This is a genomic window from Vibrio sp. 10N.286.52.C3 (assembly GCF_041468865.1).
Taxonomy (GTDB): Bacteria; Pseudomonadota; Gammaproteobacteria; order Enterobacterales; family Vibrionaceae; genus Vibrio; species Vibrio crassostreae_C.
The window spans coordinates 1-13,160 of sequence record NZ_JBFRJM010000077.1 but is presented as its reverse complement, the minus strand read 5'-3'; the positions used below and the strand labels follow the sequence as shown (position 1 = coordinate 13,160).

Genomic DNA, 13,160 nt, shown 5'->3' with positions numbered 1-13,160 from the left:
TGAGAATTTAGCAGTTATAATACATATAGCTTTAAATCTGCTGACGGAAGAAATCAGCTTCAAAGCAGGGATCAAAAGAAAGCAGAAAAAAGCGAACCGCAATAACGCTTACCTTTCGCAAGTCCTTGCAGGGCAAGGGGCTTCGTAATCTTGCCCTGAGGTCGAGCTTAGACAATGTCGGGTCGGCCTCAAGCAGTAACTCAAGCATCTCCTGCTGTGTTAAACCTCGCTCCTTTCTGGCTTGTTCTAAGAAGTGTGCAAACGTGAGTGGCATTCTTTGTCCTCGATAATCTCTATTATGGTAAGTATTGTTCGATTGCTTATGTAATTCAATCTTCTTTTATTAGAATTTAAACTATAGCTTATCGGGCAGGTTTTTATTATAGATGTAGATAAAACGAAGGTAGGTATTACTAGCTTTACTGTTGATGGTTTTATCGAATCGGCATTTTCGGCAAATGGAATTTTCAAATGCCCAATATTTCTTTTCCAGTGTTCCGCATAATTTATTTCGTCCTGTCACCGATGAGCGTTAACAAATTTAAACGCAGGAGCGGGATTACTAATTTATGAAATATTTAATCTTTAAAGGAAAGTAAAATGTTTAACTTCAAAAAAAGCGCACTAGCATCAGTTCTTCTTATGGGTATGGCAGTAAGTGCAGGTGCTAACGCATCTTCAAATGCTACTGTTATATGGAACGGCGTTGTTCCAACAACTAGCGCATCAGATGCACTTATCATCACTGGCCTAGGAGGTGATACAACAGCGCTTAACGGTACTATCACTCCAAGCTCAGACGGTGTGTTTGAATCAGATACTATCGTACTTGAGTCTCACTTAAATGATGGTGATGCTGTTACTCCTGTTGTTGGTGCATTAGCTTCAGCTAACTGGACTCTAGTTGATGCATCAGTAGCTTTTGACGGTGTGGCAAACCCATCTCAAGCTGTTGAGATTAATGTAAATGGTGCACCAGTAGCCGTTGGTGATGTTGTTTCTGGTGAAGAAACTATTTCAACTAAAGTTAAGCAGACTGCTGTATTACCTGAATCTGAAGTAGGTGGAACTACTGTTCAAGCATCAGTAACGGTTATGGCTGACCTTGTTTAATTTGTAGAAAATTCCCGATTCAAAGGCTCGTAGTAATTACGAGCCTTATTTCTCTACGATGGTAGTCAATATGAAAAAAGTTTTAATACTATTGGCTTTCATGAGTATGAATGCCAACGCCGATTTCAAAGTGCTTTACATTACTACGAGCCTCGATGTAGGCAAACTTTATACAAATTCAATTAATTCTGTTGAATTTATTCCGGCAGTTCTGGAGTTGACGTCAAATCAAGACAAAACAAAATTTGATGATGTTAATACCACATTAAGAATTGAAACAGATATACCTTTTGAGTCTTCGGATATTCCTTATATTTCAACGTTAACAAAAAATACGTCAATTTGTACGGACTACTCTGGAGTGAGCAATGTTCAGGATGATTTCGTTACATTAACGATTGACGGGAAAAGTTTGTCAGAGGGTGAATCCGTCTCTTTTTCAAATTTCAATTTAAATGATGGCGACAATAAGTATAGTGAGCATGACATTATATTAAGTTTTCAGTCATTTAAAGATATCATCACAGCGGGCCAAGCGGAGAGGTGTAATGGTGAGATAGAGTTCAATATAGAGGTAGATATATAATGTTCAGGTTCAAACTCATAACAATGGCAATTTTAGTGTTATTGCCTGTGTATTCGTATTCAAGTTATAGTCAAAATGTTCTTGAAGGTTTTGAAGAACTGTTTGAATTGAAAGAGTCAACAGTCCGTATACGTAACTTAGATGGTTCCCTTACTTCACCGATCCCATTTTTAACGTCGTTTAACACGTTAAAATTAGACTCGAATAATAAAAAAGCGATCGCACAGGTATCTGACTATTTAAATGATAATACAGTGTCGGCTGAGTACCAGCAGAAGATCATAGATCAATTAATGGTTGGCATACAAGATCAGTCTGAGTGTTTAGGTAAGCTCGATGAGTGTGAGTTGTACCCAGAAACGTTTGAGATCGTTCATAACTATAACGATCAAGAAGTCTATCTTTTTGTATCTCCACAGGTGTTGTCATACTCGAATCTCGATGAAGAACTGGTATACCACTCGTCTCTGAGTCAACACAATGGGTTAATCAATTCATTTGATCTGTACGTGAGTGAATATCAAGATCAAGACTCAATCGTTTCTTTAAATAATGAAACGACACTGGGGCTACCTTACGGATACCTCAAAACTGATTTCAATGCCAACAACAGTGATAACGGTTCTGAATTGTATGAAGCGGCATATCATTTAGATATCGATTCTTACTCAATAAAAGCGGGTCATTTTGAATTTGAGCCAGAGGTTAACTCAACTGACTTCCTGAATAACACCGCTCGAGTTGCTCAAAACTCGCTCACGGTAGGTACCTCTAAAAAGTTGCTCGTAGGCGGACATAATAACGACAAAGTATTGAGCTTTTATGCGCCAACAAGTGGCGGTGTACAAGTTCTTCGTGATGGTCGATTGATTTTTCAAGATAACGTACCAGAAGGGCAGAACTCAATTCCTTACAGCAAGTTACCATCTGGTCGCTATGAAGCTGTACTTGAGGTGACAAGTGGTGGGCAAGTTGTTAATACCCAGACTTATCAAGTATATAACACCAAAGGTGACTCTCTGACTCAGGGGGAAGTGGATTTCGTTGCCACTGCGGGTATGTTTTCAGGAAGCCATTACGACTACACGGAACATGGCATTCAAAATATTGAAGACGATGTTTATGGCAAGGCATTAGCTAACTACCAACTCACCCGTTCGTTGCAAGTAGGCTTGGGCGGCTTGGTCACGGACAGTGGCACTATGTACACCGTTGGTGGTGCATACAATCTGATTGATTGGGATTTGAGTACTGAAGCTGTGTACAGCCAATTCGAAGACGCATCTCACTTTAATGCTAATATCGGTATCCCTTATTTAAGTCTATCTTATGAGTCTCTCGATAATGAACTTGGTGATCCAGTTGCTTCTTATATGTACGGATATGCCGATTATTCACGTCTATCGTTGAATTCTTCGTACAGCTTCCGCGGTGGACAATCTATGTATGCGGTTTACTCGCTTAATAACGACAAGCAGTTAGACAATTTAGGTAACTCGGATGAACAGGAACAGCAGTTTATTTCCGTTGGTTACAGCACGCCCACAGTTTTAGATTCGCGAGTTAATATTAACGTCGATTACTCTGAGGCGACGGACGACATATCAGTTAATTTGTTATGGAGTGTCCCGTTGTCAGACACAGTAGAAACTATCATGGGCCTGACGAGTGATAGTGATGACATTAATCAATTTAAAACAACAGTAAGACGAAATCAGTTAATTGACTCAGACTCCTTTAATACGTCGCTTGAGGTGAGTAACACCTACGATCGACAACAGGATGATATGTATCAAGATGCGTTATTGGCGACCAGTGGCACGACTAAATACGCTCGAATGAATGCCTCCGCCCATACGTCCACCAATGGCACGAGTGGTATCAATGCTGGCTTGTCTAGCACTCAAATCGTGACGACAGACGGCGTTTATATTACCGATAAAGCGGCAATGTCTTATACGCTTGTCGATATTCATCAGTCGCAGAATACAGAGCAGACGTTTGATGAAAAAGGTTACTTCTCTCTTAAAAAAGAAGGGCGAAACAACAGTAAGTTCATCGTATATAACGATGAAACAATTGTGCCTTTGGAAGACTATAGTCAATATCGTGCGAAATTTGATTCAGAGAGCGTTGATCTTTACAACTCTGGTGATAGTAACGTAACCGTGTTTACACACCCAGGTACGGTTGCTTCTATTGAGCCAAGAGTTAGTCGCGTCGTTTCGTTTGTCAGCGCCTTTAATGACATATCAGAACAGCCGATTACAGAAGTGGAGTGTCATGGAGAAGGTTGTATTGAAGTCAATGAAATGGCCGACGGTGTTTATAGAGTAACCGTATTGGAAGGCATGAACTTTGAATTGTCAGCGAAAGAAAGCCAATGCTTACTGCCTTATGAATTTACTTCAACAAATCAGATGAACTTTGGTCAAAACTATTGTTTGCCAATAGCTCAAGAAAAGCAGATAGATTTGATTGATGCAGATGAACGACTACAAGCGATGTATTTAGGTGCATACGAAAGCTCGATTGAACTGAATAAAGCGCTTAAAAAGCTCGAGTCACACGGTTATCGAATTATTCAGAAAGAAGTGGGTTCGTTTAAGGCAATTTATATAGCGCATGAATCTATAAACATGGCGGAAACAATAGCGCTTCATAAAAGAGATATCGATCAGTTAAAACTGTTGGCAAAGCGACTTTATCGCACCAACGCCATTACATACCCAGTCGCACAAGTTAATTAAGGAGTGGGAAATGAAATCCAATAAAGTTCTACTAAATTTAGTATCACTCACTGCTATATTGTTATCTATAAGTGTACAAGCTTTTACGGTAGATAAAATGGTTATTGTCTCTGATGATAAAGGGAACGGTATCGTTACGTTAACCAACGACGAGTCTCACCCAATTTTTATCCAAGCAAAGGTGGATGAAATAAATATTATTGATGGAGAACAGGTAGAAAAAAAACAATATACAAGAGACAACTTAAACGATTGGAAGGTGTCATTAACGCACCAGAAGGTAGTTTTGAACCCTGGTGAAGAGAAAGACATTGGCATACGTAGTTTATGCCACAACGCTGCATGCGATAATTCAAAAGATTTGATGTTTATGCTGTCTTTTTCTCCAAGTAAATACAGACCTGGTGAAGTAGTGAGTGGTGTGGAAATTAATTACGGATTCGCACCTGTTTATATTATTCCTACAACACAACCGAATTATTCTTACGAATTAACCAACAACGGTGATAGCCTTAGAGTCGAAAATAAAAGTAATACCATGCTCAATTTTTTTGTAGATGCATGTGTTGCTGAAAACAAAGCCCAATGCAAACAAAAATTTACGGTTGTATCGGGAAGGAATAAGACGTTCCCTTTAACCGAAACTATGCGAAATAACGAGTTGACCATTACCGTGACATCTCACGACAGAAGCTATTCAAAGAAAGAAATGGTGACGAGAGGTAAAATATAATGCCTAGACCTATCCTATATATTGTAGCGTTTATTGCATTAATGACGACAAGCATGGCTCAAGCTGCGTTTGAAGTTCGCGCGGAAGTGAAGGCTGGTGGTGTTCGTTGGGACAATGTGACACGTTACAATGGTAAAATGCTGCCAAGTACGTGGGAAACTCCTCCTATGTTGCAGGCTTCAGAAGCTTGGGCGGCCGCGACATTTTCGGGTACACCTCCAACAGAGATGACTTTAATTGGGGGAAATGGGAATACTTCACCGTCAATATCGATCGATATATCGGGCGTTCAATACAATACTACTGGAATTGAATTTGCCCAGTCAGCGAATACGGTAGGTGGTGGGTGCTCATTTGATGAAGTGTCACTACCGATTGTGACTGTTGAAGGTCCAAACTGTGTTTCGTCTGTTCGATTAATTAATAAACAAAAATCGAGCCCATTTATTTTCCTGAGACCTATTTTCGATATTAACGAAAGTGAAATAGTGTCGGCATTAAGTGGGCTACCAGAGGGGCAATATTCAGCTTCAGTGCCGGTAAATATTCGTTACTACTATGAAAATGACGGCATTATGACTTATCGCAACATCAATGAAGTGATGTTGTTTTCATTTGATTATCAGCCTGTTCAACTCGACAGTGTTTTTGTAAGTGGAGATGGTGTCATGACGCCAGTCTACGACACAATTGGCAAAAGAATAACATCGACAACGTCATTTGATATTACAGCGAACGGCTATTTTAATGACGGAATTGTTTTAACAATGCCCTTACAGTCATACGAATTGGTTAATTCAAGTAACCCTGGTGTGGTTATTCCTTACAGCATTCATTGCGATCAGTGCAGCTCTGGTAACTTAGTTGATGAAGGACAATTAATGTATCAAACAACGGCTATTTCAGAAGGAGCTGGAGTGCAAACAAGTATTAACTTTACTTTAGACTTTGATTACGATATTGAGGGCAGTTCTGCTGTTTCCGGAGATTATTTTGATGAAGTAACGATCATGTTGGAGCCTGGTATTTAAGATGAAAAAAATGAACTTAATGTCATCGATTATCGCTGTGTTCTTATCCATAAGTGTATCAGCAGAGGAGCTGCCTATCCAGATGAGTGGTGGCATGACGTTTTCTGCATTTGATGACAACATGGGACAGACTGAAGCACTTGGTTATAAGGCGGCGGTTGGATATAACATTAGTGAAAACGTACTATTTGAACTTGGCTATGCTGATTATTCTGCTTTTTCTGATTCGGAAATAGATAGTTTACGTGCGGTAATGGTTGAAACCGACTTATTGCTACCCGTCAGTGAATTTGCCTCCTTGTATGCAGGAGTCGGGGGCGCGTTTTCTAGTGACGACACCAATTTTACGGCATCGCTTGGTCTTAAATACCAATTGAGTAAAAATTGGAGCGCCGACCTTGGTTACCAAGGCGTCTTTGATTTAGCTCGTCAACAAGACGATCTATACGTATTTAATGCACTGTTGGTTTATCGTTTTTCAAGCAATGAAGCCGCAGAAGGCCTTTCAGATATTAACCCAAGGCCCAATGTTGACCAGCTTGTTGAAGAGTCGACCCAAGTATCAAGGCCGAAAACCCAATTGGCGTCTATTGTCCCAATTAAGAAGGCGCCATCGTGTCAGCAGCGTTTAGTTGAATACCGAGTGGTTCCTGGCGACTATTTGCACCGAATTGCAAGAGCATTTGATAGCTCACTTGATGAATTAGTCGAAGCAAATCCAAATCTTAATAATCGTGATTTGAATTTGATTTACCCTGAAGAGAAAATACTTTACCCGAAAGTTAGCTGTTTAGATTAAGTTGCCTTCCTTGAAACAGAAACACTGCCAATTTTTTGGCAGTGTTTCTTTGTTTGTAGCAGAGAGTATCTCGCCAATGTAAATGATATCTACACTTGTTTAGCTATCTCGCATCTTGCGTTTTTGAAATTCAAGAGTGCCCAATACCTTTAAATCCGAATGCGCGATACTGCTCACCAATCGAGCTACTCACCTTTTATCGTTTGGGCTCGCAAATATGCTAATTAATACCTCAATTATATGCATGAAGGTCAAATATAAGAGAGCGGAGTAATGATCGGACCAAATATTTTAAACATGTATGTACTCATTCTTTTCGCGCTTGGTGTTATATACGCGCTGAGCAAAATAGACGAGTAGTATCCTAAAATTTATTATTTTTAGTAGAGAGAAATATGAAAATTAAATATAATCTATTAACAGTATTCGCAATTTGTTCAGCAATGACTTCTACTGCTGCCAATGCTTTTAATGTCGACAAGATGATTGTCGTCGCGGATAAAAAGGGCAATGGTGTCGTGACACTTATTAATGATGAGTCTCACCCGATTTTTGTTAATGGAAAAGTACAAGAAATTCAGTTTATTGATGGCGACAAAATCGTTCGTAATAGTTATACAAGAAACAATCTAGATGATTGGAAAATATCTCTTACGCACCCAAGATTAGTTTTAAGACCTGGTGAAGAGAAAGACGTGGGTGTTCGTAGCTTATGTCACAACACGTCTTGCGATAACAGCAAAGATTTGATGTTTATGCTGCCATTTACTCCTAGTCGTTATAAAGAAGAGGGAGAGAAAATTCACGGTGTCGAGATAAACTATGGTTTTTCACCGGTTTATATTCTGCCTACGACAAAGCCAAGTTTTGATTATAAGATTTACAATCAGGGCGAGAATTTACGCATCGATAATAATAGTAATACGCTAATTGATGTTTATGTTAACTCATGTACAACAGAAAATAATACGCAATGCAAACAAAAGTTCACTGTTGTATCTGGTCGGGATAAAACGTTTTCTCTTGCGGAATATACGCAAAGTGAACAACTTAATGTAACCGTAACATCTTACGATAAAAAATACTCTAAAGAGATGCAACTGCCTATTCAGTAATAGGAACGCTGAAAATAGACATAATTATAGGCCTTCAATGATTAATGCTAATCAAGGACGATCAGCATTCATTACCCATGTTCAGTGCTAATTTTAGCCTACATGGCATCACTGTTATCAGCAAAGTGTAAATGCCCAATACAACATTAAATACAAATCATAAAATCAATTTTGAAATCAATAAAAAGTAAAGAGAAGTAATATGAACCTTTTAAGCAATAAGCCAGGAGGAAGCATTCCCCTGGGTTTTGTCGTCGCTACTACGCTTACCCTTTTTGGGTGTGGTGGAGAGGGCAGTGAAGGAAGTGCCGGAAGCTCAGCAAGTGTTTCCCCTAATACTCAAAGCGCGACGCTTTCCGCTCAAAATGCTACCTACTCGACTGGCTATGCTGAATCGTTCGAGGTTGACCTGTCGTCAAAGGTATTTTCATCAACGGGTGGTGGCTTTGCGCTGAGTGAAGTCGAGGTCTTGTCTAATGATGATAGCTGCCAAGTAGAAAGTATGACGGAAACAGGGTTTGTAATTCAGGCCTTTGATACCAAGGTGTGTGACTATCGATATCATGTGACTCCTAAAACATTGTCGCCAATGAGCCGTATGGCTGAAGCGCCAATGAGTGATAGTAGTAGCTCAGAAGGTTCGAGTTCTGCGGTTACGCGCATTGCGGTAAGTAGTAATCCTAGCTCAACCGAACTGGTTCCAGTAAGTGCAACAACACTGATTAATGAAGATGTGAGTGTTTTACTGAAGGACGAATTGGAGAAAGTCGGCTTTACGTTAGGTGACGAGTTTGTATTAACGGAGCTTACACTACCGTACGGTCGCTCGAGCTCAGTTCAAATAAATAGTACAGATGACCAGACTATGGATTATACCCCGCCGTCAGGTTTTACCGGCATTGACCGTGTTCTTTATACGTTAGAAGACTCGGTTAATGGCCTTGTGCTGATGGGGGTTTTAGATGTTGCGGTGGGCTACGAAGCTAACCAAGGTTTTACGATTGACGATAATATTGTATATCCAGTTGTTGTCAACGTATTGACCGATGAAGAAATCGACATCAGCGGCTTTGTTTCCTCGGACGATAGTGATGATTATCAATTGGTGTATGTTGAATCGTTTAACGCAAAAGCGGTACCTAAAGATCCACTGGACACTCAGAATAAAACGATCGTCTTTCAAGCGTCACAACCAGGTTACCACTATATTAGTTTTGCGGTTAGTGATCATAATGGAGTGTATGACATGGGTTTGATTCGTGTTGAAGTGACCGATCCTAATCAGTCATCAAAATGGGACGACATTTCTCATTTGTTGGATCTCTATATTGGACCACCCACCGCACTTGATGCAGCCGGGCAAGGCTCGCCTTATGATATAAAACTGAACGATGATGGCTACAGCCCAGCGATTGATATGGCTGGTTTTCGTTATCCGTCGGCCGTAGCATACTGCGACACCATCGGTGGTTCAGTGCCGACGTTTGATCAACTTAAGCTGATGGCCACTGATACCGATGTTCAGGCGTTACATAACTGGCCTGTTAAAGCGCAATACCTCGCTTATGATGACGGAGCAGATCTGGTTAAGTGGGTGGATCTTAAAGATGGCAGCACCCTTACAGGCGATGTCGATCCAACATCGGCTTATTATGTGACATGTGTTAAGCAAGGTTTAATTACTGTATTGCCTACCTCAAGCACGGAAGTTGTCGCGGATGGAGTTGATGTTGGTTCTGTATTTGTTGAGTTAAAACTCGGTCAAGAAGTAAGACCAGATACCCTTGTGACGGCTTCTGTCTCTAGCCCAAATGTGACATTGGACAGCGATAACGTTACCACAGACAGCTATGGTATTGCCGAGTTTCGCTTAACCAGTTTAAAAGCGGAAACCGTCACATTAACCCTTGATGTGGGTGGCATTACTCAAGACTATGAAGTTAAGTTTATTGGTGATGAAAAGACGGCTGCAGTGTCATCAGAAGCAACGATTGACACGGTACCTTATACGTCAGTGGAAGGTGGCCAGGTTACTGCGACCTTGACCGATCAAAATAGCAACCCAGTAGAAGGTTACTCAGTCATTTCAGTGGTAAGTACAGAACAGCACCCAGACACCGCAGAAATGGTTACTCCTATCCTTGAAGCGGAAACGACTCAAACCGATGAATCAGGTGAGCAAAAAGTGCGGGTAAAGTGGGATACAAACTATCAAACCCCAACAACGACCATGACCTTTGATGTGGCGTCATCTTACACCACAACAACCAATACACAGACTAATGCGATTAGCCAAGTTACCTTTCATGCCTATTTGTGTGGTGGCCAAGTTGGGGATGATGATCAACAAAACGCCGCGGGTGCCTGTGTTAAAATTGCGGAAAGCGATGGAAAGTTGTTTACCGGTACTCCAAGTGAGAGCTTTTTAAACGCTGTTGGCTATAGTGGTAATTACTACGGTAGTCATGTTGACAATATCCCTTATGGTCCTTCAGGATCGTTTGCAATTTTTAGTGTTACTGAAGCACATAGCCTTTGTGAACATTATAATACACTTGAGCTTAACGGGAGAGATGATTGGGCTTTAGCAAATATAGATGAGTTGACGAGTCTTTTTAATAACTTTGGTCACATGTACACCGCGAAGGGTTGGGCGACCGGCTACTTCTACTGGTCGTCGACGGCTAATGGTTCCGGCTACTACTACAGCGTGGGCCTCACCTATGGCGGCGTCGGCAGCAGCTACCCATCCCGTCAGTACTACGTCTCGTGCGTATCAGGTTCTTAGGGTTCAACGTTCAGAGTTTGCGGCCCGCAGGGCCGTTTTTTCTTTTTATAGAGGGTAGCGGTTTATTTTCTAAACTCAGTAAGGATTAATATGGATATTGAAACAAAACTCAAGCTTAGTCAGCAACAAGGTAAAATTATCGGCATACATGAAGGCATGTTTGTTCGTTTTTATGATCAAGCGCTGTTCGCATGGCAGCAGTGGGTGGTCACTCCCCCCTCTTTGCCTGTTTTAAAAGTGTCAGCTAAAGTGGTTAAAAAACTCGGGTCACAATGTGTTCTATCGGGCGGGTTACCTGTAAGCAGCCTTGCAAAAGTAGGGGTGTTTCCTGACGAAAAGGTATCATCAGCATTGGTTTTTATGCCGATATGTCTAATTGGGAAGAGTGGTATCTATCGCACAAAAACGACTTACCTGTACATGAACGGTCTGACTTAAATCCTAGACTAAAAATAGATAACAGCTTCGCTAAAGTTTGGATGCCACAGTGGTTAGTACACCAGCTAGACGAATGCACACCGGACACATCTAACCCAGAGGGTAGGTTGCTGTTTGATGTTATTCGTTGGACTGAACGGTAGCCTTAGTAATGTTTTTGATAAGGCGATACGCTAAAAACAGGGAACATAGCAGCGTTGCTGCGCCTAGAGAACACCTTTGTTACGGCATTGGTGAGCGGGCCCTGGTATGTTATCGGCACTTATGGCCTTATTAGAGGTAATAAAGGGGGGCAAGTCGAAAGGCAACACTCCGTATAAACAATAAGTGCAAACGTGAAGGGTTGGGCGACTAACAACAACTACTGGTCGTCGACGGCTAATGGTTCCAACTACTACAACGTGAACCTCAACTATGGCAACGTCAACAGCAACAACCCATCCAATCAGAACTACGTCTCGTGCGTATCAGGCTGACATATACTCAGTGTTGTCGCCTTATCAAAAATGACAAGAACGGAGCTTAACGCTCGTATAGTATGCATTGGCAGGAATAAAGAGCGTTTTTAACTCGCCGAAATGATTGTGATAGAGCGATTTACGTAATCTACAGTGGTTAGCATGGCTCAATAAGCCGTAATAACTATTAATAGTGCTTAGCATTGCGCGATATAAAGGGAGCCCTAATGGAGGCGTGTTGCCCGCTCTGTCCCATCGTTGCCATTGGCCACGTTCTGGTGGTGTCGCATTTGGTAAAGTCATATGTGGCATCAGGAGAGAGCGAAAATAACAGAGTCGTTGCTTGAGTGACTGAACTGTAGACTGACGTATAGTTTTATGGTGCCCATAAATACGATACCCCAAATAGTCAAAGCCATGCGTTATTTTGTCAAGGTGAACCTTTGTTGGGTGTAGTTTAAGCTTTAATTGTTCTATGAGGTAACACTTAATTTCTTGTTGCCAGCTTTGCAAGGTGCTTGAAGAGCCGGCAAGTAAAAATAGGTCATCCATATAACGAACGTAACCTTTCACTTTTAACTCGTGTTTAATAAAGTGGTCTAGGTCATTGAGGTAATAATTACCCATTAATTGGCTCGTAACGCTACCTATCGGCAGGCCTGTTCCTATTGTGCTGTGAATGAGGCGTTTATGTTTAGGAATGGCGTGCAAAAGAGACTGATCCCCGGTTCGGGTAAGAGCTTCACGTGCGGTATCGTGAGTAATAATTTGCTTGGTTACTTCAATAAGGCAACGCTGTTTAAGTGGGTTAATGGTAGCATTGGCAATAAGCTGCTCTATTTTATTGAGTAGAAGGGATTTATCTATCTGGTTAAAATAGCTGTATATGTCCAACGACATTGCCCATTGGTGCTTTGGTTGCCTCATTAATTTTTGGCTTTTTTCTATAGCCGCGCAGGTTCCTTTCCCTTTACGGTTTGCGTAAGTGTCGTCAATAAAACGCTTTTCCATTAGCGGGGTTAAATGACTACACACCCACATTTGAGCAATTCGGTCTTTGAATGAAGGGGCATAAATCTCTCTGAGTTTAGGTTCGGTAATGGCGAAGTGTTGGTAGGGCTCAGGGCTATATGAGCCGCTAAGTATGGCATCACAGAACTCGTGGCAGTATGTTGGCATTTGCAAGGCCTGTGTAGCCTTTTGTTGGCTACGACCTGCAAGTTGAGCACTACGGAGTAACTCAGAGACAAGTTTGTGACGAATTGATGAGGGATAATTATGGGGCAACCTTTTAAACATAATCGAATATACTATGACTTACAGAAATTGTATAATACCAATCCGGAAAA

At 41.2% G+C, this 13,160-nt stretch carries 10 protein-coding genes; 9 read left to right on the top strand and 1 reads right to left on the bottom strand.

Going from position 1 to position 13,160, the window contains the following annotated elements; all coding sequences use genetic code 11:
- The first annotated feature begins 600 nt into the window (after positions 1-600).
- The 9 genes from AB4138_RS22100 to AB4138_RS22060 all read left to right on the top strand — a co-directional run bounded on the left by AB4138_RS22100 (position 601) and on the right by AB4138_RS22060 (position 11,353).
- The gene (locus AB4138_RS22100; RefSeq protein WP_102321102.1) at positions 601-1,113 is read left to right on the top strand and encodes a hypothetical protein; all 513 of its coding nucleotides are present in this window, start codon (positions 601-603) and stop codon (positions 1,111-1,113) included.
- A gap of 70 nt (positions 1,114-1,183) precedes the next feature.
- Complete coding sequence (locus AB4138_RS22095) at positions 1,184-1,699, top strand: hypothetical protein (RefSeq protein ID WP_102321101.1); 516 nt, start codon at positions 1,184-1,186, stop codon at positions 1,697-1,699.
- Positions 1,699-4,449, top strand: a complete 2,751-nt coding sequence (locus AB4138_RS22090; protein WP_102321100.1) for a TcfC E-set like domain-containing protein — start codon at positions 1,699-1,701, stop codon at positions 4,447-4,449. Before AB4138_RS22095 ends, AB4138_RS22090 begins: the two co-directional genes overlap by 1 nt.
- Before the next feature lie 10 nt (positions 4,450-4,459).
- On the top strand, positions 4,460-5,182 hold the full coding sequence (locus AB4138_RS22085; protein ID WP_102321099.1) for a hypothetical protein: 723 nt from the start codon (positions 4,460-4,462) through the stop codon (positions 5,180-5,182).
- Positions 5,182-6,213 carry a hypothetical protein gene (locus AB4138_RS22080; RefSeq protein ID WP_065583729.1) on the top strand — a complete coding sequence of 344 codons (1,032 nt, stop codon included), beginning with the start codon at positions 5,182-5,184 and terminating at the stop codon, positions 6,211-6,213. Before AB4138_RS22085 ends, AB4138_RS22080 begins: the two co-directional genes overlap by 1 nt.
- A gap of 1 nt (position 6,214) precedes the next feature.
- Positions 6,215-7,012, top strand: coding sequence for an outer membrane beta-barrel protein (locus AB4138_RS22075; protein ID WP_372307721.1), 798 nt, complete (start codon positions 6,215-6,217; stop codon positions 7,010-7,012).
- Between the two features lie 395 nt (positions 7,013-7,407).
- Positions 7,408-8,127, top strand: a complete 720-nt coding sequence (locus tag AB4138_RS22070) for a hypothetical protein (protein ID WP_241910598.1) — start codon at positions 7,408-7,410, stop codon at positions 8,125-8,127.
- A gap of 202 nt (positions 8,128-8,329) precedes the next feature.
- Positions 8,330-10,915, top strand: coding sequence for a DUF1566 domain-containing protein (locus tag AB4138_RS22065; RefSeq protein ID WP_102321097.1), 2,586 nt, complete (start codon positions 8,330-8,332; stop codon positions 10,913-10,915).
- A gap of 90 nt (positions 10,916-11,005) precedes the next feature.
- Positions 11,006-11,353 (top strand): hypothetical protein, encoded by a 348-nt coding sequence (locus tag AB4138_RS22060; RefSeq protein WP_137001854.1) that lies wholly within the window; start codon positions 11,006-11,008, stop codon positions 11,351-11,353.
- Positions 11,354-11,853: 500 nt separating this feature from the next.
- Here AB4138_RS22060 and AB4138_RS22055 read toward each other — a convergent pair whose 3' ends face one another.
- Positions 11,854-13,110 (bottom strand): reverse transcriptase domain-containing protein, encoded by a 1,257-nt coding sequence (locus tag AB4138_RS22055; RefSeq protein WP_372307718.1) that lies wholly within the window; start codon positions 13,108-13,110, stop codon positions 11,854-11,856.
- Positions 13,111-13,160 lie beyond the last annotated feature (50 nt).